The organism is Collinsella sp. An7, assembly GCF_002159335.1.
GTDB lineage: Bacteria > Actinomycetota > Coriobacteriia > Coriobacteriales > Coriobacteriaceae > Coprousia.
The window spans coordinates 122274-145858 of record NZ_NFHP01000006.1 but is presented as its reverse complement, the minus strand read 5'-3'; the positions used below and the strand labels follow the sequence as shown (position 1 = coordinate 145858).

The following is a 23585-nucleotide window of genomic DNA, read 5'->3' as shown; positions in this document are numbered from 1 at the left end:
CCCGCTACGCCACCTCGGCGCTCGCCTCGGCGTAGAGCCACGCGATGTAGACGCTCGGGTAGTGCGCGTAGAGGAGCTCCATGGGGTTAACGCGGAGCGCGCAGGTAGAGACCACCGTGGCCACGCCAGCGGGCGTGAGGAGCGCCTCGGCGGAGTCGACCTGCGTGCCGATGTCCGTCAGAAGGCTGCCGATCAGCTGCTCGTCCTCGGGGCGGTAGGGCGACTCGGCATTCATGATCTGCAAAAACGTTGATTCCATCTTGGCGTGGCTCGCGGAGAAATCGGCCTCGGCCACGCTCGGCAGCGCCACGTCCACGCCGTAGCGCGCGTAACCCCAGCTTTGGAGCGGCAGGTAGGTCATGATGTCCGCCGGGTTGACGATGTTGAAGATGTTGCCGTAGCGTGCGGCCGCCGCCTCGGGCGCCGTGGTGGTCGCCGGGCTCGCAAAGGTGTAGGCACGTACGCCGTCCGCGCTGGTCAGGCCGAGCTGCGCGGTTGCACTCGCGCCGGCATCGCCGTCGCCGACCTGACTCATTGTAACCCCGTCCCCAAATGAGTCATCGGCGCGCGAGGCCACCAGATTGGCAATGGCGCCGCCGCGGCTGTGCCCCACGAGCAGCAGCTCCACCGCACGGCCCTCCGCGTGGGCACGCGCGATGCGCGGGGCCAGCTCGCCGCAGATCTCGTCGGCTGCGGCCACATAGCCGGGATGGTCCTCGCCGCCGAGCACCTGCAGGTTGCTCAGCCACTCCGAGCCGTAGCTGCCGCGCACCGTTACGGCGATGAGCTGGCGTTCCTCGCCGTCGGCCGAGGTCACGAGCTTCTCGGCAATGCCGTATGCCGCGGCGTCGGACTCGTCGGTCACCAGGCTCAGCACCTCGTCGGTCACCTCGCTGCGGTAGCGATACGAGGCCGTGGAGATATCGGTAAAGCCGAGCGCGCCGAGACCGATCTCTATGTAGGGCAGGCAATCGGTCGCCGCCTGGTAGTAGCCCGACTCCGCGTACGCGAGCGCCGCGATTACGGCCGCCGCGGACGCGAGCTCGGGGTTGTAGGCGGAGGCGTCGGCAAAGAACCACGCATCGTCCCAGGTTACGGGCACCGTGGCCTCGCCCGTGGGGGCAGCGAAGTCGGTAAAGGCAACGTCGGCCGTAAAGCGGCCGGTGCGCGCGAGGTCGTCGCCCCAGACAACGGTTGCGGGCGGCGTGGGTTCCTCGACCGCGCCGACGCCGAGCTGGCGCTGGCAGTGCCGCGTGTAGAGGGTGAGCCCGCCCAGAAGCGACGCCACGAGGCAGATCATAAGCATCGCAAGGAGGACGCGCTTGACCCCGCGGCGAACGGGGTGCGCTTTAGCGTGTTGGGTGGCGAGCTGGGTGTCGCGTGAGGGTTGAGGCTCGGGGAGCAGACGACGCACGGGCTCACCTCCTGGCGATCGGGTACGTGGGGCGGCGGGGCTGGAGCGGGTCGGCACGGGCTGGCGTGCGCGGGCGCGCGGGCGGTGCTCGACTGCCGAGCCGCGGAGTGGCCGCGGCACTGCGGGCACTGCGCCGCAGGCACGGTGCAGAATCGCCGCCGGGGCCCAGCGACGGACCCCGGCAACCGAAGATACCAAGCACCTGTGAAGTGCTGATGGTGATGCGCCTTACATTTTTGTCCTATAAGGTAAGCGGTCGTTCTGCGTGGGCGAACGGTTGGAGGGTGGCGGGATCGGCCGGGCCTGTCGGGCTGCTGGTGTCGCCCCCGGGGGGCGAAGCCGCGGCCGGGCTGACAGGACCGTCGGGGCAGGGCCTGACGGGGCCACGCGCGCCTCTCTCGCCCGCCTGCGCGCCGGCACCGCTAGATGCCCGCGGCCACCTCGTCGGCCGTGAGCTCGCGTCCCTCAACGTAGTAGACGTGCTCGCCCGCGCACCGGCGACAGAACACGTGCCCGTCGCACTCGATGCCGCGGCCGTCGTGGATGCGCTCGCCGCAGCGCTCGCAGATCTGCGTCTGACGCGGCTTGCCCGGCAGGTCAAACTCCTCAAAATCGGGCAGCTCAACCTCGTGGACGGCAAAGAGCTCGTCGTCCGAGAGCTCGGCAAAGAACGCCCGCGCATCAGCCCCGTGCGGGCAGTGCGGTGCCGTGGGGCGCTGCGAGATGCGGATGGCCCGCCCGCTCGCCAGGTCGTAAAAACTCGCCGACATAATGCCGTAGTCGTACCACTTGAGGCGGCGTTTGCCCAGGTGGCAGTTGGCAACCGAGATCACCGCGTCGGCCAGGCAGCGGTCGCACTCCACAAAAGCGATGAGGTCGCGGTAGGTGTCGGGGTCGTCGATGTGAAAGTACGCGAGGGCGAGGCGCGCCATGCGCGTGCCAATCACCTGGCCGCCGCAGAGGTGACCGTGAAAGGCAACGGCACGGTCGAGGTCTTCGTCAAAGGTGCGCTTGAGCATGAGGGGTCCTTTCGTGGCGAGACGGAGCGGTTGTCGGGGCGACGGCGCGGGCGGTGGTTACGCCACGGCGTCGCCCTTGAGCGTACGCAAATCGCACACCCCTGCGGTGGCCATGGTGTCGAGCAGCACGTCGCGGCTGCGGTTTTTGATGAGCTCCTCGGGAAAGTGCACCTCCTCGAGCAGTCCCTCCGCGAAGGGGAACCGTCCGATGGCCGGAGCAATGTGTGCATCACTCGAGACCGTGATGCCCACGCCAAGCTCGGCGCAGCGCTCGGCGATGTGCCGGCACGCCTCGTGATGGCCCTGCCCCTCGAGGCTGTGGTTGTTGATCTCTATCAGCTTGCCGCGCTCCTTGGCCGCGGTGAGCACCTCGTCCACATCAAACACCACGCCTGAGCGGCCCGTGTGTCCCAGCACCAACACTTTGGGGTTCTCGAGCGCCGCCAGATACATCTGCGTGGTCTCGGCCACCGAGGCGCCGCGGGCAAAGGCGGCGTTGTGCACGCTCGCCACCAGGTAGTCGAGGTCGCCCGTTACGTGCTCAAACAGGCTCTTCTCTTGCCGGTAGGGGTGCCCGACGATGCTCTGGGGGCACGCGATGTCTTGCCCAAAGAACGCGCCCGAGGTAGAGACAATGTCCACCTCGGCGCCACGCAAGAGCGTCACACCGTCCCAGGTGCGGGGCCAGATGCCCTGGTTGAGGAAAAACTGAAAGTTACGGATATGCTGCTCGGGGAAAAGCATCTCGCTAAAGTGATCGGCCGAGCCGAGCAGCTCAAGGCCGGCGGCGCGAGCGGCGGCGACGTTCTCAGCGATGGTGGAGTAGGCGTGGCGCGAGAACAGCGTGTGGGTGTGAATGTCGGTGGCGATGCGGTAAGGCATGCGGGCCTCCTTGGCGGTTGGTAGTGTACCGGCACCATCATAGGGCTTCTTGCGCGGTGGACGCGACGTCTACGCAGGAAGAACGCGCCTTGGGCCGCAGCGCTTGGAACCTCTCCGCGCCGCCATCCGGCACCGCGCCGCTAGCACCCGCAGACGCCGTAGTCCTCGGCCAACTTGCGCCACGCAGGGAGCGACCGCTCGATGACCTCCGGCGCCACGCAATACCCCACTCGGACCCAGCCCTCCACGCCAAAGCTGTTGGACGGCACCGGCAGCAGCTCGTAGGCGCGCGCCCGCTCGCAAAACGCCTCCGCGTCGGGCTCAAGCGCACGAACCCACAGGTAAAAGGCTCCGTCGGGCTCCACATACTCGTAGCCATACGCACTGAGCGCACTCGTGAGCAGCTCGCGGTTGCGCGCATAGGCCGCCACGTCGGGGGGCACGTCCACGCAGTCGGCCACCACCCGCTGAAAGAGCGCCGGTGCACACACAAACCCGAGCGCCCGGGCCGCGCCCGCAACCGCCGCCATCACGCGACGCGCGCCCTCGCTCACCTGCGGCACCAAGATCCAACCCACGCGCTCGCCGGGGAGCGAGAGCGACTTGCTGTACGAGTAGCACACCACCGTGTGCTCGTAGATGCTGGGCACCCAGGGAACCTCCGCGCCGTAGGTGATTTCGCGGTAGGGCTCGTCGGAGATGAGGATGATCGGCTGCGGGTGGCCAAGCTCGGCCTCGCGCGCAGCGTTGGCACGCTCGAGCACCGCGGCCAGGCGCTCGATCGTCTCGCGCGTGTAGACGGCGCCGGTGGGGTTGTTGGGCGAATCCACGATCACCGCCGCGGTGCGCGAGGTGATGGCCGCCTCCACCGCAGCCGGGTCTACCTGGAAGGTCTCGGGGTCGGCCGGCACCTCAACGCAGGTGGCGCCCGCGACCTCGATCCACACGCGGTACTCCGGGAAGTACGGCGCGATGACGATGACCTCATCGCCCGGGCAAGCGACCGCATGGAGCGTGCACGAGACGGACGCCGCCGCGCCCACCGTCATAAAGACGTCAGCCGCGGTGTAAGCCGTGCCAAAACGCCTGTTGAGCGAGGCCGCCACCGCCTCGCGCGCCGCCGGGAGCCCCGGCGCAGGCGTGTAGCCGTGGAGCTCGGCGGCGGGCACCTCGGCAAGCGAGCGCTCGATGCTCGCGCGCACCTCCTCCGGCGCGGGGATGCTCGGGTTGCCCAGGCTAAAGTCAAAGACGTTCTCTGCGCCGATCTCTTCTTTGCGCGCGCAGGCGTAAGAAAAGATCTCGCGAATCTTGGAGCTCTCCGCCCCGTAGGCGTACATCTGCCCGTTGATCATGCCGACCTCCTCAACGCTGGGGCGGCCGCGCGGCCGCCCCGTATCCCTAAACTCCATTGTCACAAAAACGGGGTGGCCGTAGCCACCCCGCTCAAGAACGTAACGTGCAGGCGCCCGCAGCGCCCCGGCAAGCCTGCTTACTTGCGCGCGTCTTCGATGATCTTGGTCACCGTCTCCTGCAGGTTGGTGAGGTTCTCCTCGCTCGGGATCCACTGCTGGGCGATCACCGGCACGGGCATCTCAAACTTGGCCTTCTCCATCTCCTCAAAGACCTGCTTGGGGCCAAGCGGCGCCCAGCCGTAGCTGCCGAACGCAATGCCGATGCGCTGGCTGTTGTTGGGCGAGAGGCCGCGCAGGTAGGTGAGGAAGCTCGCCATGGTGGGCATCATGTTGGAGTTGAGCGTCGGCGAGCCGCACGCCACGTAGCGCGCGTCGCAGAGGTAGAGCATGATGTCCGAGATGTGGGTGTGCTTGACGTCGATGAGCTTGGCCGGCACGCCCTCCTTGATAAAGGCATCGGTGATCTCGCGCGCCATGAGCTCGGTGGAGTGCCACATGGAGTCATAGACCACCACGGCCTTCTCCTCGGTCTGGTAGGTGCTCCAGGCCTGGTACTTCTCCAGGATCTCGGGGATGTGGCTGCGCCAGATCACGCCGTGCGAGGGCGCGATGAGCTTGATGTCGAGCCCGCCGAGCGCGGCCATGGCCTTCTGCACCTGCGCACCGTAGGGCCACACGATGTTGGCGTAGTACTTCTTGGCCTGCTTCATGACCTCGCAGAGGTCGTTGTCGTCGTCAAAGCGCTTGGTGGTGGCAAAGTGCTGGCCAAAGGCGTCGTTGGAGAAGAGGATGCCGTCCTCCGGGCACCAGGTGACCATGTTGTCCGGCCAGTGGACCATGGGGGTCTGCACGAAGTGGAGCGTGCGCGCGCCGATAGAGATGGAGTCGCCGGTCTTAACGCCCTCGACCTCGATGCCGTAGTGGGCGCGAATCTCGTTTACGCCGGCCGGGCCGCTCGCCACGATGCGCGCGTTGGGCGCAAGGCGGTGGATGGCAGGCAGGCTGCCGGAGTGGTCCATCTCAACGTGGTTGGTAACCACGAGCTCAATCTTGGAGGGGTCGACCACCTGGCTGATGCGCTGGATAAACTCATCGGTAAAGGTGGCCTTGGCGGTGTCGATGAGGGTGACCGTCTCGTCCATGATGAGGTAGGCGTTGTAGGTGATGCCCTGCTCGGTGGTGTAGCCGTGGAACGAGCGCTCGTTCCAGTCGATACCGCCGACCCACCAGACCTTGGGGGAGATCTCGATTGCGTTGAGCATAACGCGTCCTTTCTGCCGCCACAGGCGGCATACGCTGCAGTCGCGACCATAATAGCACGCGGCTGCGGCCGCCCGCGGGGCTCCGGGCACTCCGAGGGCGGGATTCAGAAATGCTATATAACTTGAGCCATTTTGAGGCGTGGGGCAGACCGCCCAGCGAGCGGGTGGCCCGGGCCGGCGACCGGACCGCGCGGCGTGCGCCGGTGGACCTGCCGGAGTGGCTGGTGCCAAGCCCGAGCACCCGCGAGTACCAACGACAGGCGAGAGCGTCGCCCCGGAGCGGCACTCTCGCCCACCGCCGGCGCTACTCTTCCGCTGTCTCCGTCGCGCTGCGCGGCTTGCGACCGCGCGGCTTATCGACCAGCGCCTCCGCGCCGCCCTGACGGTACTTGCGGCACCACATCTTGACCGACGACTCGCTGGGAATGCCGTGCGCCACCATTACCTCGCGCACCGACTTGCCGCGCTCCAGACGGTCGCGCACCACGGCCATCTTGGCCTCAAAATCGTACACACGGTGCCGCGACCCGCCGTTGAGCACCGCCTCGGCGCCGCCCGCCGCAAAAGCTCGGGCCCATTGCCGCGCCGTTGCATCGGGGATTCCCAGCTGGCCAGCAAGTGCACGATGCCCGGCCCCCTCGCTCAGAATCTGAACCGCCCGACGCCTCATTGCATCACTGTAGACTGCGCGTTTTCTCTGTGCCATGTCCCATCACCATACTTGTGGGCAGCGCGTCCGCTCGTGCACCAGCCCCGCCTGCGTCTCGACAGTATCCCGCCGATTTTCCAACAGTAAATATAGTTATACCCTTGAAATCTACGATGCCACGCAGCTGTAACAATGCGAATTTGCCGCCTGGCAACCTGCACGATGTGCGTGTATGCGAAAAGTCGCTCGAAAAGCCCTGCACGGGAAAGCGTACCCCCCCTCACCCGCCGTGACGCTTCCAAGCGTAAAGAGACGGTAAGGGCTCTTTGCGAATTACACAAAATGCGGCCCACCCCGACGCGTTTGCGGTATCGTACGCTGCCGGGAGTCCGCTCGAGGTCTGCCGCACGGCCGCCGCCCCAGCGTCGGCAACCTGCCACGCCGCGCTCCCTCGGCACCGCCGCGCACCAGCGCCGCGCGCCCTCGGCACCCGCGCCTGAGCCCGCCCGCACCGAGGCCCGCGCACCAACCACTAGCCACAACCCCAATCCGCGAGGAGGTACTATGATCGAGTGCTACATGACCGACGTCAACGGCGTCACCCAACGGGTCGAGAACCCCAAACCCGGGTCCTGGATCAACCTCGTCGCCCCCACGCCCGATGAGTGCACGTGGCTCGAGCGCGAGATCGGGGTGCTGCCGGAGTTTGTGCGCGCCGCCCTGGACGAGGAGGAGACCTCGCACATCGACTTTGACGAGGACGTTAACCAAACGCTCGTGATCGTTGACTACCCGAGCGCCGAGGACGTTGAGGACATGCAAGACCCCTCGATGCTCCAGTATACAACGCTCCCCATCTCGGTGATCTTTGTGCCGGCCCAAGACGTTATCATCACCATCTCCCTGCAAGAGAGCCCCATCGTGCGCGATCTTGCGGGCGGCCGCGTGCGTCAGCTCAACACCCGGCTCCGCACACGCTTTTTGCTGCTGATGCTGCTGCGCATCTCGCAGAGCTACCTGGTGCATCTGCGCCGCATCGACGCGCTCTCCACCAAAACGGAGCGCCACCTCTACGGCTCCATGCGCAACGAGGAGCTGCTGCAGATGCTCTCGCTCGAGAAGTCGCTCGTCTACTTCTCAACCTCGCTCAAGTCTGCCGAGGTCACGCTTAACAAGATCCGCCACGGCCGACTCATCGCGCTCTACGAGGACGATCAGGACCTCATGGAAGACGTGATGATCGAGGTGCACCAGGCGCAGGAGATGTGCGACATCTACTCCAACATTCTCTCGGGCACCATGGACGCCTACGCGAGCGTGATCTCTAACAACCTCAACATCGTGATGAAGGTGCTGACCGTCCTGACCATTGTGATGGCGATCCCCAACATGATCTTTGGTTTTTACGGCATGAACGTGTCGCTGCCGTTTGAGAACATCCCGATGATGAACACGTGGGTCTTTCCGCTGATTGTGACCGCGGTGGCGTGCCTGGCCGCAATCTACATCTTTAAGCGGAAGGGCTTGTGGCGATAAGCCCGCGTACCGCGCGCACCGCGCGGTGCCCGCCCCACGCGGCGCGGGACCCCGCCCGCCGGTGCGTCACGCAGAAAGGACCCCTATGAAAGACCTCTACCTCATGCGCCACGGCCAGACGCTCTTCAACCTGCGCCGCAAGATTCAGGGTTGGTGTGACTCTCCCCTCACCGAAGAGGGCATCGCGCAGGCCCGGCGCGCCGGCGAGCTTTTGCGCGAGCGCGGCATTACCTTTGACCACGCCTACTCGAGCACAGCCGAGCGCGCGTGCGACACCCTCGAGCTCACCCTCGAGGCGGCCGGGAGCCCCCTCCCCTACGAGCGGCTCAAAGGCCTGCGCGAGCGATTCTTTGGCACGTTTGAGGGCGAGAGCGAAGACCTCAACCCGCCGTTTGAAGAGTACGATACCCTCTTCTCGCGCTACGGCGGCGAGACGGGCGAGGCTGTGCGCGAGCGCATGGTGGCAACTCTGCGCGAGGTAATGGAGCGCCCCGGCCACGAGCGGGTCATCGCCACGTCGCACGCCGGGGCCTGCATGAGTTTTCTCTCCGACACGGGCGACCCGCGCGAGCTTTTGGGCGGCATCATGCCCAACTGCGGCATTCTGCACTTTGCGTACCAAGATGGGGAGTTTGAGTTTATCGAGCTGATCGGACGGTAACGGCACACGGCGCTGCGCGCGGGCGGGTAGGCAGGTGGCGCTGGGGTTTGGGGGCGAGGTATCCTTAACCAAGACGAGACAAGGAGCCCCCATGCCGCAAAAGCTGACCGAAGCAGAAAAAGAAACCGCCATCAGGCTCGCCAAGTCGCTGGCGTCCGCGCTCGCGCCCGAGCACCGCTCCATGGCGAGCGGCATCGCGAGCGGCCTCGTGCGCCTGCAGCTGCGCGAAAATCCGCTCTCGGCCTCGTCGGTGCGCGAGGTACTCAAGAAGTACGGCGCCGGCGAGGGCACGCTCAAGACGCTCACGCAGACGGGCCTCCTCGTGCGGGCGGGCGAGGGCGTCTACCGGCTGCAGGCCGAGGCGAGCACCGGCGCGGGCAGCGCGGCGGTGCCCGTGGGCGGCAACCCCGGGGGTAACGGCGCAGCGGGCACGGCGAGCGACGCAGCCGGCGCCCCCAAAGACGCCACTACCAGCGACACCGCCACCCGGTCCGCTAGGCGCGAAGCCGCGCCCGCATCAGGCGCAGACGGCAACAGCAACACCGCCTCTCCCGCCTCCTCGGCGGCCGGCACGTCGCGGCGCGGCAGCCGGCGGGGCGAGCGCGGCAACCGACCCGGCACCTCGCTTGCCAAGCAGGGGCCACGCCAGCTCGCCCGCATCGACACCGTGCGCAAGCAAACACCTGAGCTCAACGCCATACGCCGGCTGATCATCGACCTCGACCCGCGCCTGTGGATCAACGGCTACCTGCTGAGTGCGCCCGACGCGTACCTCGCCTACGAGCGCGAGCTCAAGGCGCTCTCCGACGCGCTCGATCGCCGGCCCACCATCGGCGACGGCTCGCTCACCATGCGCGAGCTCTCCTACCAGATTTTTGGCGACGAGAAGTTTATCGCCATCGAGTCGGAGGGGCGCAAGCTCCTGCGGCTCATGGGCGTGGGCGACTTGCTGCGCTACCGCCACGCCGCCAAGTCGGAGATGCTCGCCTGCGTACCCAAGCGGCGCCGGCACCTCAAGCTCGTGATCTCCGAGAACCTCGACCCGTTTACCAATATGCGCGACGCCATCTTTCTCTCCGGGCAAAAACGCCTGCTCGGCGAGCGTGTGCACGGCGTGGTGTTTGGCGACGGGCACCTGGTGGGTGACGCGCAGAAGCTCGTCGACCTGGTGGAGACGCTCGGCGCTGAGGACGCGCGCGTCTACTATTGGGGCGACCTCGATCGCGCAGGGCTCGAGCTCATGGCCAAGCTCGACCTGGCGCTTCGCGCCCGTGCGGGGCGCATGGCGGCACGGGCGGAATCAGACGACGAGGCGGACGCGGACGACGGCCTCGGGGCGACGCCCATCACACTCGAGCCGTTTGCCCCGGCGTACCGACTCATGCTCAAACGCGCGATGAGGCGCTTCCCCGATCCGCTCGAGAACCGCCGCACCGACCAGGTCAACGTCCCCATCATGGGCTTTGAGCTGCTCGAACCCCTCCTCAAAAAGAAGGAGGCGACCTACCTGCGGGCGGTGCTCGACGGGGCGCGGCTCATCCCGCAGGAGATCGTGACCGCCGCCGACCTGTAGCACGGGCGATCGGTACACACGCAAAACGGGGCGTGGCCGCCGGGTATATCCCGGCGGCCACGCCCCGTTTGTATGGGCGGATTATCTGGAGAGGTCCGGCGCCGCGCCGCGCCCAGCGCGGACCGGGCCGGGTGCGGGCGCACCGCCGGCGTCCGAGTCGCGCGGGCGTGCGTCCCGCACTCAGGTCGGCACGGGCACGACCCCTAAACCGGCCTCGCACCCGCGCCGCCCCGCCACAACCCGCTACCTCACGCAGGCAAGCGAGCCCATCGGGTCCCACGGCGCGAGCACGCGCGGCTCCTCGGTCTCGTAGGTGGCGCGCTCGTCGTCGGTGAGGTACTTCTTGTCCACCACGACCTGGTACACGTACTCGTCAAACCAGGCGTCGGAGAGCGTGTCAAACCCGTCGCGACCGTGATCGGCGCCCCAGCTGTTCTCGACCTTCCAGAGCGTCGGCTCCCCGTCGGCGTTGAGGTTAACGCCCTCGAGCACCATGGCGTGGGTCATGAGCGACTCGCCGTAGTCCAGCCGCTCGGCGCGATCCATGCAGTCCTCGACCGCAAAGCCAAAGAGCGCGTCCACGTTAAGCGCGGCGGTGTCCATGATGCCCTCGTCGCGCAGGTAGCTCTGGGCAACGTCGCAGCCAAACCATACGGGCAGGTTGTCGCGGAGCTGTGCGATGGCCACCTGTTTGAGCCGCTCAATCGGCAGGTTGAGGTAGCGCACGCCGCCGTCCTCCACCACGTTGCCCAAACGACTCACCGTGTAGACGTGGCCAAAGGGCTTGTCGGCCGTAGGGGCCGAGATGAGCGAGACGTAGTCGTCTACGTTCATGTCCACGACGTGCTCAAAGAACTCCTGCGGCGTAAAGCTGTCCGAAAGCACGAGCTTATGGTCACGATCGCGCAGGCGCACGTCAAAGCGCGCCGGCGGCTCGCCGAGGCAGGTGACGAGGAGCCGGTAGACCTCGCCGACCATGGTGCGCTTGAGCGCAGCGAGGTCGTCGGCCGAGACGCCGGCCGCGGCGCTCTCGCGCAGACGCTTGGCGGCGCCGCGCAGATAGCGCGTGAGGTAGGAGTCCATCTCGGAGGTGTTGCGCGAGCAGGCGGTCTCGGGCATGGCCTCCTTAGGACAGACACCGTACTTTTTGACGAGGCTCTTGAACATGTCCCACTGCCCGCCGTCGCCGATGGGGTCGGTCAGCAGGTAGGCAACGAGCCGACCGTCGAGCGGCTCGTCGAGCGTGTCGAGAATGTTCTCGAGGAACCAGTTGCTCTTCTCGAGTTTGTCCCAAAAGAGCGGGTAAGCCTGGCTGAGCTCAAAGGTCTCGAGGTTGTAGCGCTGGATGATGCGGTAGCGCATGGTGTTGAGGCTGGCAAACATCCAGCAGCGGCCGGAGCGCTGCTGATCGCAGCGCTTGCCCTGCTTGACCTCGATGTCAAACGTGAGCGGGTTGGCGGCCACGCCCTCAGGCACGCGCGCAGCGGCGCGGATGCCCGAGGAGGTCACGGCGTTTTTGGCGACGGTGTTGGCGCGGTCGGCGAGGAACTCATCGCGGGCGAGCGCGATGTCGTCTGCGGTAACAGGTTGCGGCGTAGGCATGGGCAGTCCTTTCTTGATTGGGTGCGGTGTGTGCCGGGGACCATTCTCTCACGTTGGCGCGCGGCGTGCGGGCAGGCGGAGCGGTGTCTTTTGCCGAACGAGTATGCAGAGGGCAAAGGGCTGGTAGCGAGCGCGCGACGGACGCCCCTCCCCAGTGAGTTGACCCGCGAAATCGTCCTCCAGCTGACCTATGCGCTCACCGACGGGTTCATCACCGGACTTGTTTCCCAAGAATCGACGGCAAATACGTGCGCGGTGAACCCCGCAGTGAACCAGTCAACGAGCGCATAACAAAAAAGCTCGGAGGCCGTTTGACCTCCGAGCTTCAAGTTCTTGGTCGCGGGGGCAGGATTTGAACCTACGACCTCTGGGTTATGAGCCCTTTCCCGGAGGGTAAAGCATGTTATCCCGATTATAACGCTTGTGTTTCTTTTGTGGCTCTGACCTGCGGCTTTTTGTCAATCTCGATAAACCTCGCACAACCGCGCGAAACCGCGTAGCCCCGCCGATTCCCCCCGATTTCCCCCATTTCCGTTCGCCCCGTCTAACAAATTCCCCCCTGATACAATTCGCGCCAGAAGGGGGCTCCGAGCAGCCCCCTCGACACCAGGCCGCACGGCCCCTCTTCCACACCACGGGCCGCGCGGGACACGCGAGAGAAAGGGGCGGCCATGCCGTAGGTCACGGGCTGCGGCGAGATCGAGGAGATCGAGCGGGGCAAGGTCTACCGGATCAGGCACCATCTGGGTAAGGACCCCGCCACAGGGAAGTACATCCGCTCCCCGAAGAGGACGGTGCACGGCACCAAGTCGGACGCGAGGCGGGCGCTCGAGGAGTACCGCCGCGAGCTGGAGAGCGGGTTCGCCAACCCCGACAAGGTGACGGTGCCCGAGCTCGGATGGAGGTGGCACGAGCAGCGCAAGCTCCTCAAGAACCTCTCGCCGCTCACGCACAAGACCGACGAGTGCGAGCTCAAGAAGGTGGAGCGGTGGTTCGCGGGCGTGCTCGTGAGCGACCTGTCCCTGTCGCTGCTCAACATGGTCTACGCGGACCTGCGCGAGGAGCACGGCATGTCGCAGAGCGGCGTCCACAAGCTCAACGCCGTCATGAGCCAGGTGATGGACCTCGCCGTGAAGGAGCACCTGACCGAGCACAACCCCTGCCGCGACGTCGAAGTCTCGCGCCCGCGCTCGGCCGAGAGGACCCCGCTCACGCTCGAGGAGGCGATCTCGCTCTGCCAGGCGCTCCACGACGACGAGCTCGACGGCAGGCGCGTCGCCATCTGGCTCGCGCTCGCGACCGGCGTGAGGCGCGGCGAGGCGCTCGGCCTCACGTGGCGCTACGTGGACTTCGACAACATGCGGGTGTTCATCAAGTACCAGTACACCAAGGACAAGACGCTGCGCGAGACCAAGAACCGCCGGTCGCGCTGGGTCGCGATCGACGACGGGACGGCCCGGTACCTGCGCACCTGGAAGGCCGTCCGGGCGAGGCGGATGCAGGTTCAGGGCCTCGCCCAGACCCCGGACACCCCGGTGCGCTCGGACAGCGACTTCGACTTCCACGACCCCGACAACTTCTCGACGTGGCAGAGGGGCTACTTCATCGAGCACGGCCTCGGCAGAATGGAGGAGGCCGAGGAGGGCGGCCGCAAGCGGAGGCGCTACGTCGGCTACGACTTCCACGAGCTGAGGCACACGCAGGCCACCTTCCTGATCGGCAACGGCATCGACCCGAAGAGCGTGCAGGGGAGGCTCGGCCACGAGGTGTCGAGCATGACGATGGACGTGTACGCGCACATGATGGGAGGGAACGACCGCGAGGCCGCCGACCTCATGGGGAGGCTGCTGCGAACCGGAGGCGGCGGGCAGGAGGCCCCGGGCGAGGAGGCGCGCGCCAATCAGCCGGCCGGGGAGCGGGCCACCGCGGCCGTAGCGCCCGCGGAGCCGGTGAGGCTCACCGTCGTCGGGCCGAACCCGGACCTCTGCCCCTGTCCCGGCGCGAAGCTCGTCGAGCGCGAGGTCGTGCGCGACGGCCGCGCCGCCTGGGTCGAAGAGTGGCGGATCACGGTGTCCTCGGCCGCCGATCTCCTGGAGATCCAGCGCGGGGCGGGCGCGCCCATCGTCATCGACGGGAGCCGGATCACCGTCATGGCGAGGGAAGCTTAGGGCCGACGTCGCCACGACGAAGCACACTCCCTCCCTAACGTCAGAGGTCATCGCCACTGGACCGGCAGGCGACAAAGCCCCAGGATGATAAAATGCTTTCGACGCAGGAGCGTCCCCATCTTTGAATCGAGGAACCATGAGCGATTTTGATGCCGAGAACGAATCGGTCGAAACGAGCGCGCCGATAGCCCTGGTCGATTCCGCAAACATAGAGCCCCTAATCCATACCGTCCGTGGGCAGCAGATCATGCTCGATACCGATCTCGCTCGGTTATACGAGGTAGAGACGAAGAATCTCAACCGCGCCGCCGCGCGCAACGCTGACAGATTCCCCGAGGACTTCCGTTTTCAACTGACCAAGGAGGAGGACGAGTCTTTGAGGTGCCAAATTGGAACCTCAAAGACAATGGAGGGCCGCGGCGGGCGGCGTTACCTCCCCTATGCCTATACCGAGCAGGGCATAGCCATGCTGTCCGGCGTGCTACGCAGCGAAGTGGCGGTGCAGACCAGTATCAGTATCATGAGGGCGTTCGTCGCCATGCGCCACCTCCTCGCCGAGAACGCCACCCTGTTTGAGCGGTTGCGCGGCGTCGAGTTGAGTCAGGCGGCGTTTCAGCAATCAACCGACGAGCGCTTCAACCAGGTGTTCCGCCTGCTCGAAGGCGAGGTCGAGAAACCCCAGCGGATCTTCTTCGCCGGGCAGATGTTCGACGCCTTCAGTCTGCTGACAGATCTCGTGGGCCGCGCCGAGCGCGAAATCGCCCTCGTGGACGGCTACGCAGACGTCCACACCCTGAACATCCTCGCAAAGAAGCGCGAGGGCGTCGCGGTGACCGTCTACACCTCCGGCAACCGGCTCACTCAAGGCGACGTCGACGTGTTCAACGCACAGTACCCGCAGCTCACCGTCCGTCGCACCAGAACGTTCCACGACCGCTTCCTTATCCTCGACAGTTCGACCGCGTATCACATCGGCGCATCCCTCAAGGACGCGGGAAAGAAGTGCTTCGGTATAGATCTCATTCAAGACGAGGAGCTTACGAAGATGCTCATCGAGAAGCTAAAGCTCCTCGATGAGCATCAAACGGCCTGAGTGTTATCCGACCTCTTGCCGCAAGCCCTAAAGTTTGAGCATGATCGCTGAAAGCCTCGTTAGTCAACGTGTCAAAGCAGGCCTTGGTCCGCAAGCCTTCGATAATGCTTGCCGAGGAGCGTCAACCGGCAGGACTTGCTCTCCATCGCCGCGTTCCACATATGGTCGGCGCCAACTGGAACCAGAAGACCATGCCGGTTGTATTTCTGGAGCAGAGAGAACACCCGGTTGTTCCTGGGCTCTGCCGGAGGCATAGCGTCTGTTCTTCCCTCGTCCCTTGGTTCATACGACGGATCCAGCCTGTATTCATAGTCCTCTGTTGGGAAGAGCTTTTTCAGCTCCCGCAAATCATCGAGCGAGATTGCGGGATCGACTTCGCGCAGCGACACGAAGCTGTCCGTGTTCGTTTTGAAAACGGGCCTTTGGTCCCACATGCCAAGCGATTGATCGATGTGCGCATAGACGCTGCCCGGCGTGATGCTGCCCGTCAGGTTCGCCGCAGCGCCCTCTAGGGCGTTTATGAGGAGACTTGTAAAAACGCCATGCCCCTTACGCTCAAGCGAGGGCTGATCGCTTCGCGAGGCGGTGAGTATGGTGACGCCCTCCGCGATTGCGGCATGGTTCTCCATGCCCGCGACCGATCCCGCCGCCCCTGAATAGCAGCTGTCAAGGATAACGATTCTGTGGCGCGCGCTCGAGCCGTTCGCCAGATCAACGAGTTCCCTCAGAGAGAGCCCCTCGTCCCCCCGAGTGGAATCAGACCCATTGATAAACCCGCCGGTTGACTCGATATACCCGTGTCCAGAAAAGTAGAAGAGCGCTATTTCGGCTTTTGACTGAAACAACCTGCGCGCCTCATCTTTGATCGCGGCGCGATTCACGGCATGGTCTGGGCCGGCTGCATACAGCTCCTTGCAGTCAAAGTTTCTGCTCCGAGAGGAATCCCCGTTGTGCTTGAGGAGGCGCGCGACCTCCTTGGCATCGTTCACACAACCCGAAAGATTTGGTATGCGCTTGTCAGAATAGTAGTTAACTCCAACTACTAGGGCCATCCTGTCCATCGCCCAGCTCCTACAGGCTGTCGATGAAATCTTCGATATGGCTCCAGGTCCATGAAACCGTGCGTACACCGGGAAGATCAGTTCGGTCATCGCTATACGCCCAGATTCCCAGCACCTTCTTCCCCTCCTCGCGCGCGCAGCCGATTTCCCACTTTTCCCCACTTGAGCTCAACGAGTTCTTGCTTACGAGCGCAATCACGCCGTCGGAGCGCTTAATGCGAGTGCGGACCTTCTCCTTCCAGGCGGTTGCGTACGGCTCCTTGACCGACATATCGATGTACTCGAAGGGCGACTTCGTGTTGAGCGACTGACCCTTCAGAAAATCGCGTTGACGCTCGTCCTCGATTGCAAACGCAACGAATACTGTCTTCTTCTCCATAAATCTCACCTTTCGCATATAAAAGCAGCTCCTCATCAGTATAAACCCGACCGGTTGCGATTCTCCACCGGAGCGACCCACCGCATTACCGCGCCCACCTGCACGTCGCAAGGATCCCACCTCCAGCGGGCTCCGATAAAAGCGGAGAGTGGAAAATACTACGACATCCCATGTCGCAGCAAATGTCGTAGCAACGTCGTAGTAAACCAGCTTCGCCGTCCTAAGTCCCAACTTTGTGGCAGCCCATGCCCGAGATGCGGCGGTGGCCTTCGGGTGGCGTCTTGATTCGAGACACCGTTGCCGCAGGCTTAGTCAAGCCCGTCGACCCCAACACGGCGCCGCGCCACATGCGCTACGTCCCATACTGGGCCTAAGGGGCAGCCTAACTTTCCAAAAGAGGGGAATTGCCCCTCTTTTTTTGATGGGCGGGGCTTCGAGCTGCGGATACGCATCTCTTCAAGTCGCCTCTAACTTTCCTTAACTTCCCATCCGTCCCATTCCCACGTGTTGCGCCTCCGCTGCGCGGCGTCAGGGGCGCTCACGGAACCCCGCACAAATCTGCGCTCCGCTCCGATTGGTGGGGGTTGCCGCGAACATCCCCTGACCCCCCTCGCCTCGGCGCGGCGCTTCAGGGAGCAAAGCGCAAGGCGCCGCAGGGCAAGCGTCTTCCGCTTTGCCCACGGGCGGAGATTCTACGGGCCGGGAGGCCGGAAGGGAGCGGGACATGAAGGCGAGCGAGGTCATCGCGGAGCTGGAGGGGCGCAGGGGCCGCAGCGCATGGGACAGGGGCGTCACCTCCTACGCCGTCGGGATGCTCGAGGAGCTGGGGCCGGGCGCCGAGCTCGTGCCTGGGGGCGTCCGGGAGGCCCTGCTGAACGGGGCGGCGGACTGGCCCGCCTACAGCTGGGGCGGCTGCGCGCTCGCCTACGACGCGGACATAGCCCGCGCCCTCTGCGCGCCGTGGGAGCTCAGACGCACGCGCGGCGGGGAGCTCCAACCGAACCGGCGCGAGGAGTGGCTCGACGTCCAGGCCCGCGCGCTCGCCCAGGCGTGCCGCCGTATCGAGCGGATCGTCGGGACGCGAGGCTAGGGCAGGCCGGCCCCTGGGAGCGCCCGGGGCCGGATCCCCCCGCGGGGGCGGCGCGCCCCCGCACCCCCGCGGCGGGGGCTGTGCCCTCCGCCTCTGGCGCGTCAATGTCGCCGCGGGATCCCTCCACAGATCCCGCTGCGCGGCATCGGTGCAGAGACCGGCCCTCCGGGCCTTCCCGCAGCTCGTTGACCCGCCTCCGCCTCCGGGCGGGCGGCAGGCAAGCCGGAAGCAAGCGCGCTTGCATCCGGCGGGCGCGGATCCGAGAGGAAGGACCGAAGATGGGAAACAGGGCGGTCATCACCACGAGGAAGCGGGATCTGGGCGTCTACCTGCACTGGAACGGGGGCAGGGACTCCGTCGGGGCGTTCCTCGAGTACTGCGAGCTGCGGGGGTTCCGCTCCCCGGACAACGACTCCTACGGCTGGGCGAGGCTCTGCCAGGTGGTGGCGAACTTCATGGGCGCCGAGGGGCTCTCCGTGGGCATCTCGCGCTACCTGGGCGACGCGCGCATGGACCCCGGCGACAACGGGGTCTACGTCATCGAGGGGTGGCGCATCGCCGAGCGCCTGCGGACGGAGTACGGCCCCGGCTGGGAGCCCATCGGGATGCGGGATGTCCGCCCCGAGGAGGAGCAGCGGGCCCACGACCGCGCCGAGATGCTGCGCGCCATCGACGCCTCGCAGCCCAAGGACCAGAGGCTCGGGGCCTACCTCGACGCCGAGGAGGTGCCCGTCGCCGAGGTCGTCCCCGGGGACGAGGTGTTCGTGCGGCGGGTCGACGGGCGCTTCGAGGCCTACCCCGTGGTCGGCGTAGGGTACGAGGGCCGGCTGGTCAACGGGTGCGACGTCGGCCTCGTGCCCTACGTGGCCATGTACGGGGAGGACGACGCCGGCTGGTCGGGCAACATCAACAACTACCTGCGGACCCAGACGGTGCGCAGGGCGCGGCGGTAACCGAGGCGGGGGCCGGGCGACCTCCCCGGCCCCCTGCCATCCCGTCATCTGCCGCGCGCGCCGCCGGGCGGATACACTCGTGGCGTGCGCACGCGGGAGGCCGGCGGGGCCGGAAGCGACTCCCGGAGCCGTTGGCCTAGCAAGTAGCCTGCTCCGTGCGCACGGCGCCCGGAGCAGCGCGCCGCGGCGCCCGGCGGGCGCCACCCGGCCCGATTCCGATGACCGCGGATCGGGATCGGGCCGGGGCGCGGCGGCGATGGCTTCGCGATCGCCGCCGTGCTCGCGGCGCGCAGCGGGGGAGCCCCCGCGCCCCTGGGACGGAGAGGGAGGGAGCCCATGGAGAGGTACCCCGAGCGCCTGTACGTCAGGCTCGCGAGGGAGGACAAGGAGCGCGCGCAGGAGGTCGCCGGGGCGATGGGGCTGAGCCTGTCGGATCTCGTCCGCCTCATGGTGCGCCTCGCCGCGGCGGACCCAGGGCTCGCCGCCCGCGCGGCCTCGGAGGGCGGGCCGATCGTGCTGGACACCGCGACGTGCCTGCGCATCGCGCGGGAGCTCAGGCGCTGGGGCTACCACTACAACCAGGGCGTACACGCGCTCAACTCCGTCGCGTTCCACCTGCGGCACGGCTCGCGCGACTACGGCGACATGGCCGAGGCCCTGCGCGACGCCCGCGCGGAGCTCTCCGCGGTGAACGGGGCGGCCGGGGGCCTCTGCCGCGAGATGGCGTCGCTCACCGGGCGCGCCGCGCTCTTCCTCTAGGGGGCTGCCGTGACGAACCTCAAGGCGATGACCGGCCACACCTCGGCGCGCGGCGTCATGCGCTACCTCGAGCGGGGCGGGCGCGCGCTCGCCCGGGACTTCCTGAACCTCGCCCCGCCCGTCGCGGGCGAGGGCCCCGGCGGCCTGCCCGAGCACGGCCCCTACGACTGGGCCGCCGCCATGGACGCCACGCGCGCGGCGGCGGGCAACGACCTGCCCTGGCGCGGGCGCGCGGCGAGGACCTGGAAGCACTACGTGATCTCGCCCGACCCCCGCAACGGCGTGTCGCTCGCCGAGCTCAGGGAGCTCGCGACGGCGTGGGCCCGGCGCTGGTTCCCCGACTGCGAGGTGGCCGTCGTCTACCACGACGACAAAGCCGGGCGCATACCCCACGCGCACGTCGTCGTGAACAACACCGTTCTCTCGACGGGCAGGCGCCTCCAGGTGCCCGACCCCCTCGAGCTCAACCGCTCGCTGCAGCGCATGGAGGCGGAGCGGGGCTTCGCCCACCGCTACTCCAACGAACGCGCGGGGTCGGGGCGCGGGAGGCCGCGCACGGCGCAGCGCGTCCACGTCAGGCGCGCCGAGCGCGAGATAGCCGCCAGGGGCGGGCGCTCCTGGGTGGCCGACATCCGCGGCAGGGTGGAGGCGGCGCGCGCCGTGTCGCGCCGCGAGGGGGAGTTCCGCTCGGCCCTCGCCGCCATGGGGGTCGAGCTCTCGGACGCCTCGCCGCGCGGCGGCAGGCGCGACTGGGTGTACTCGCTCGCCGGGACGCCCTCGCGCAGGGTGCGCGGAGAGGGGCTCGGGCTCGAGTACGGCCGCGCCGCCATCGAGGCCCGCTGGGCGGGGTCGGCCCCGCCCGCGCTGCCCCGCGAGGAGGTGGAGCGCGTCGCGCGCTCCGCGCTGGAGGTCGAGGACCTCGCCGAGCTCGACGAGCTCGCCCGGGCCGTGGGCGCGCTGGAGCGATACCGCGTCCGCGGCGCGGCAGACCTGGAGCGGCGGGCCGAGGCGCTGGAGGCCCGCGGGGACGCCGCGGGCGCGGCGGCCCTGAGGGATGCCCGCGAGCTCTTCGAGCGCAAGGGGGTGGCCATCCCGGAGGCTGCGCCGCGGCCCCCGCGGCAGACCGCACCCCGCCGGGGCCCCGCGGGGCGCGGCGGGCGGGCCGGCGCAGCGCCCGGCGGCGGGCGCGACGAGGGCGCGCGGAGAGAGGAGAGAGGGGCGAGAGGGGGAGCCGATGGTCGTCGAAGTGAGCTACGCCGACGGGCGCGAGGACGTCTTCGACCTCGAGCGGCTCTGCGAGGGCCGCGGCCAGCCGCTCGCCACGGAGTACCGCCTGAGGTTCGACCGCATGGAGAGCGGCGGGCTCTGGGTCGAGGCGAACAGCTACGGCCCGGGCGAGGGGGGCGTCGCCGATCGCAGGCGCGGCTGGCGGCTCATGCTCGCCTCGCCGGAGGAGGTCCGCTCGATAGAGTCCGTGAGCAGGGACGGGAGGCTCAGGTACTGGCGCCTCGGCGGCTCGCTCGTCGACGACCGGCGGCTGTCCGCCGCCGAGCAGCGCCTCTACGAGGGCGACCCCGGGGCCTGCCTCCTGCGGCGGGCGCTGTGGCTCGACGGCGCGGTGTCGCGCGCGAGGCCCGACCTCGGCGCGGAGGAGGCGTGCGCGCTCTACGGGTTCACGCTCGCGGCGCGCGAGGAGGCCGCCGAGGCGGTCTCGGCGGCCGGGGAGGGGGTGTGAGCGATGAGGCTCTCATGAGGGCAATCAGGTGGCTGTTCCGCGCGGTGTTCCGCTGGATGTGAGCCCCGCCGCCGGGGCCGCCCGTGGGGACTGTCTTCTGGGCGGCCCTGCCGAGTCGGGCGGGGCGGCTACGCCACCTGGCGCCTCCTGAAGGAGACCACCGCCACGGGGGTCGAGACGAGCACGAGCGCCGCGTAGACGAGGAGCACCATACCGACGAGGTCGAACACGGCCGGGCCGAGCGGGTAGGACTCGAGCGCCGTGTAGAGCACGCTGAAGTTGGCGAAGTTGATCGGGAAGAGGGCGAGCACGCGCTCGAGCGCGCCCACGCCGGCCGAGGGGACGAGCCCCGTGAGCAGCACGAGCACCACGTCCGTCAGGAAGACCGCGAGCGTCGAGGGGGTGCGCGACGAGAGCGCGAGCGTGAGGCACGAAAAGCCCAGGCACGCAGCGTACATGAGCCCCACGCACGCGAGCGCGGCCTGCCCCGCCGTGAGCGGGTAGGGCGAGGAGAGCGCCATGCTCTGGACCGAGAGCCCGAAGCCCTCCGCTCCGTAGAAGGCGAGCGAGACCCCGACGATGATGGCGGCGCTGAGGGCGAAGAGGGCGGTCGCGTAGGCGAGCCCCGCCGCGACCTTGGCCGCCACGAGCGTCGAGCGGCCGCGCCGGGTGGCGAGCACCACCGCGTCGGCGCCGGAGCTGTACTCGAAGGAGAACGCGGGCGCCAGCGTCACGCACGCCGCGAGGATCGGGAAGACGAGGAAGGCCGCGCAGTTGACGACGTTGTCCCAGCCGCCCGAGTAGCCGTACTCGATGGGCTCGGGCACGGAGGAGCGCATCTCCGTCCAGTACGCGCGCTCCGCCTCGGAGTACTCCCACATGCCGCCCTGGCCGTCGTCGAGGGCCGCCTGGGTCAGGTCGTCTGCGGCGCCGTACCAGTCGGCCGCCATCTCGGGCGTCACGCGGGCGGCCGTCTGCGCGGGCTCCTCGCCCGAGATCCGCCAGGGGCGCAGCAGCCAGCTCCAGTAGGGGTTGTAGAGCTCGTAGACCTCCTCGTCGGAGAAGCTCTGGAACATGAGGTCGTAGACGGTCGAGCCCGTCATCTGGGTCACGGCGTCGCGGTCGATGCGCGAGAAGACCGTCTCCTGGTAGGCGGCTATGTCCTCCGCAGCTCGCTCGGCGGTGACGGCGCCCGCGTGCTCCTCGGCGTCGGTGCGCATCTGCGCGATCGCCTCGGTGCCGGAGACGATCTCGCCCCGGGCGTTCGCCGTCTTGGTCTGGACCACGTTGAGCGCCATGATGGCGACGAGGAAGACGACGACGCCGACGTTGGCCGCGAGCGGCGCGCGGCGGGAGAGCATCTTCTTGAGCTCGAACAGGATGAGCCTAGGCATGGCGTCCCTCCTTGAAGTGGGCCCCGCGGGCGGCGCGGGGCGAGCCCGCCCCGGCGGCGCCGTCGCGGAACACGTACAGGTACAGGTCCTCGAGCGTGGGCTCGGCGGGGGCGGAGCCCGGCACCCTGGGCTCGTCCGCCACGTAGCGCAGGAGCGCCCGCCCGCCCTCGAGGTGGCGGACGTTGCCCACCGTGAGCGCGGCCTCGAGCGCCTCGGCACGCCCGGCCGGGACGACGGCCTCCCAGACCCTGCCCTCGGCCTCCGCCACGAGCTCGTCGGGCGGTCCCGAGAGCACGACCGACCCCGCCCGCATCACGAGGATCTCATCGGCGATGTGCTCCACGTCGGAGACGATGTGCGTGGAGAGAAGGACGATCATGTCGCGCGCGAGGCCGGCGATGAGGTTGCGGAAGCGCACGCGCTCCTTGGGGTCGAGCCCGGCCGTGGGCTCGTCGAGCACGAGGACCTCGGGGTCGTTGAGGACGGCCTGCGCGATGCCGAGGCGCTGGCGCATGCCGCCGGAGAAGGTCCGGATGCGGCGGCGCTCCTCGCCGCCGAGCCCCACGCGCTCCAGCAGCGCGAGCGAGCGGTCGCGCGCGTCGCGCCGGCCGAGGCCCTTGAGGGCGGCCATGTACTCCATGAAGTCGAGCGCCGTGAACTCCGGGTAGTAGCCGAAGTCCTGCGGCAGGTAGCCGAGGAGGGCGCGGTACTCGTCGCCCATGCGCGCGACGGGGGCGCCGTCGTAGCGCACCTCGCCCGAGGTGGGGCGCAGCACCCCGCAGACCATCCTCATGAGCGTGGTCTTGCCGGCGCCGTTGGCGCCGAGCAGGCCGTAGACGCCGGGGGCGAGCGTCGCGCTCACGCGGTCCACGGCGATCTTGGGCCCGAACTCCCGGGTCAGCCGGTCGAGCGTCAGTTCCATGCTGGATTTCCTCTCTGGTAG

General features: G+C 67.7%; 21 protein-coding genes. 9 read left to right on the top strand and 12 right to left on the bottom strand.

Translation table 11 applies throughout. The features are described from left to right. Nucleotides 1-4: 4 nt before the first annotated feature. The 6 genes from B5G20_RS08150 to B5G20_RS08125 form a co-directional block, all read right to left on the bottom strand. A complete protein-coding gene (locus B5G20_RS08150; RefSeq protein ID WP_087356413.1) occupies nt 5-1414 on the bottom strand; it encodes a hypothetical protein in 1410 nt (469 codons plus the stop codon). A 422-nt stretch (nt 1415-1836) separates the two neighbouring features. After that, nucleotides 1837-2433 (bottom strand): FmdE family protein, encoded by a 597-nt coding sequence (locus B5G20_RS08145; protein ID WP_087356412.1) that lies wholly within the window; start codon nt 2431-2433, stop codon nt 1837-1839. 57 nt (nt 2434-2490) lie between these two features. Beyond that, nucleotides 2491-3315, bottom strand: a complete 825-nt coding sequence (locus tag B5G20_RS08140) for a phosphatase (protein ID WP_087356411.1) — start codon at nt 3313-3315, stop codon at nt 2491-2493. 140 nt (nt 3316-3455) lie between these two features. Next, entirely contained in the window at nt 3456-4667 is a 1212-nt protein-coding gene (locus tag B5G20_RS08135) for a pyridoxal phosphate-dependent aminotransferase (protein WP_087356410.1), read from the bottom strand. Nucleotides 4668-4804: 137 nt separating this feature from the next. Beyond that, a complete protein-coding gene (locus B5G20_RS08130) occupies nt 4805-5989 on the bottom strand; it encodes an FprA family A-type flavoprotein (protein ID WP_087356409.1) in 1185 nt (394 codons plus the stop codon). A 304-nt stretch (nt 5990-6293) separates the two neighbouring features. Continuing rightward, the gene (locus B5G20_RS08125) at nt 6294-6695 is read right to left on the bottom strand and encodes a helix-turn-helix domain-containing protein (protein WP_087356408.1); all 402 of its coding nucleotides are present in this window, start codon (nt 6693-6695) and stop codon (nt 6294-6296) included. 507 nt (nt 6696-7202) lie between these two features. On the opposite strand from B5G20_RS08125, the gene B5G20_RS08120 reads away from it, so the two are divergent. From B5G20_RS08120 to B5G20_RS10605, 3 genes are all read left to right on the top strand, one after another. Further along, a complete protein-coding gene (locus tag B5G20_RS08120; RefSeq protein WP_087356407.1) occupies nt 7203-8174 on the top strand; it encodes a magnesium transporter CorA family protein in 972 nt (323 codons plus the stop codon). An 85-nt stretch (nt 8175-8259) separates the two neighbouring features. Further along, nucleotides 8260-8835, top strand: coding sequence for a histidine phosphatase family protein (locus B5G20_RS08115; RefSeq protein ID WP_087356406.1), 576 nt, complete (start codon nt 8260-8262; stop codon nt 8833-8835). Between the two features lie 91 nt (nt 8836-8926). Continuing rightward, a complete protein-coding gene (locus B5G20_RS10605) occupies nt 8927-10408 on the top strand; it encodes a DUF2399 domain-containing protein (protein WP_239286934.1) in 1482 nt (493 codons plus the stop codon). 243 nt (nt 10409-10651) lie between these two features. On the opposite strand, the gene B5G20_RS08105 is transcribed toward B5G20_RS10605, so the two are convergent. Then, on the bottom strand, nt 10652-12010 hold the full coding sequence (locus B5G20_RS08105; protein ID WP_087356405.1) for a C1 family peptidase: 1359 nt from the start codon (nt 12008-12010) through the stop codon (nt 10652-10654). Nucleotides 12011-12804: 794 nt separating this feature from the next. Between B5G20_RS08105 and B5G20_RS08100 the strand changes: the two genes are divergently transcribed. Together B5G20_RS08100 and B5G20_RS08095 are read left to right on the top strand one after the other, a co-directional pair. Next, nucleotides 12805-14178: a site-specific integrase gene (locus B5G20_RS08100; RefSeq protein WP_087356404.1), complete on the top strand. Its 1374-nt coding sequence runs from the start codon at nt 12805-12807 to the stop codon at nt 14176-14178. Between the two features lie 136 nt (nt 14179-14314). Further along, nucleotides 14315-15271: an ORF6N domain-containing protein gene (locus B5G20_RS08095; RefSeq protein ID WP_087356403.1), complete on the top strand. Its 957-nt coding sequence runs from the start codon at nt 14315-14317 to the stop codon at nt 15269-15271. 71 nt (nt 15272-15342) lie between these two features. On the opposite strand, the gene B5G20_RS08090 is transcribed toward B5G20_RS08095, so the two are convergent. After that, on the bottom strand, nt 15343-16332 hold the full coding sequence (locus tag B5G20_RS08090) for a caspase family protein (RefSeq protein WP_087356402.1): 990 nt from the start codon (nt 16330-16332) through the stop codon (nt 15343-15345). Between the two features lie 10 nt (nt 16333-16342). After that, on the bottom strand, nt 16343-16711 hold the full coding sequence (locus tag B5G20_RS08085; protein ID WP_040359710.1) for a TIR domain-containing protein: 369 nt from the start codon (nt 16709-16711) through the stop codon (nt 16343-16345). Nucleotides 16712-17435: 724 nt separating this feature from the next. On the opposite strand from B5G20_RS08085, the gene B5G20_RS08080 reads away from it, so the two are divergent. The 3 genes from B5G20_RS08080 (at nt 17436) to B5G20_RS08070 (ending at nt 19513) form a co-directional block, all read left to right on the top strand. Next, nucleotides 17436-17801 (top strand): hypothetical protein, encoded by a 366-nt coding sequence (locus B5G20_RS08080; RefSeq protein ID WP_087356401.1) that lies wholly within the window; start codon nt 17436-17438, stop codon nt 17799-17801. Between the two features lie 278 nt (nt 17802-18079). Then, nucleotides 18080-18754, top strand: coding sequence for a hypothetical protein (locus B5G20_RS08075; RefSeq protein WP_087356400.1), 675 nt, complete (start codon nt 18080-18082; stop codon nt 18752-18754). Nucleotides 18755-19090: 336 nt separating this feature from the next. Continuing rightward, nucleotides 19091-19513 carry a hypothetical protein gene (locus B5G20_RS08070; RefSeq protein WP_087356399.1) on the top strand — a complete coding sequence of 141 codons (423 nt, stop codon included), beginning with the start codon at nt 19091-19093 and terminating at the stop codon, nt 19511-19513. 512 nt (nt 19514-20025) lie between these two features. On the opposite strand, the gene B5G20_RS10600 is transcribed toward B5G20_RS08070, so the two are convergent. Next, nucleotides 20026-20343, bottom strand: a complete 318-nt coding sequence (locus tag B5G20_RS10600; RefSeq protein WP_239286933.1) for a hypothetical protein — start codon at nt 20341-20343, stop codon at nt 20026-20028. Nucleotides 20344-20747: 404 nt separating this feature from the next. Here B5G20_RS10600 and B5G20_RS10595 point away from each other — a divergent pair, with 404 nt between their 5' ends. Continuing rightward, on the top strand, nt 20748-21248 hold the full coding sequence (locus B5G20_RS10595) for a hypothetical protein (RefSeq protein WP_239286932.1): 501 nt from the start codon (nt 20748-20750) through the stop codon (nt 21246-21248). A 128-nt stretch (nt 21249-21376) separates the two neighbouring features. Here the strand turns inward: B5G20_RS10595 and B5G20_RS08060 are convergent, their stop codons facing one another. Together B5G20_RS08060 and B5G20_RS08055 are read right to left on the bottom strand one after the other, a co-directional pair. Then, a complete protein-coding gene (locus B5G20_RS08060; RefSeq protein ID WP_087356397.1) occupies nt 21377-22642 on the bottom strand; it encodes an ABC transporter permease subunit in 1266 nt (421 codons plus the stop codon). Continuing rightward, a complete protein-coding gene (locus B5G20_RS08055; protein ID WP_087356396.1) occupies nt 22635-23564 on the bottom strand; it encodes an ABC transporter ATP-binding protein in 930 nt (309 codons plus the stop codon). The genes B5G20_RS08060 and B5G20_RS08055 overlap by 8 nt, the downstream gene beginning before the upstream one ends. Nucleotides 23565-23585: the final 21 nt, after the last annotated feature.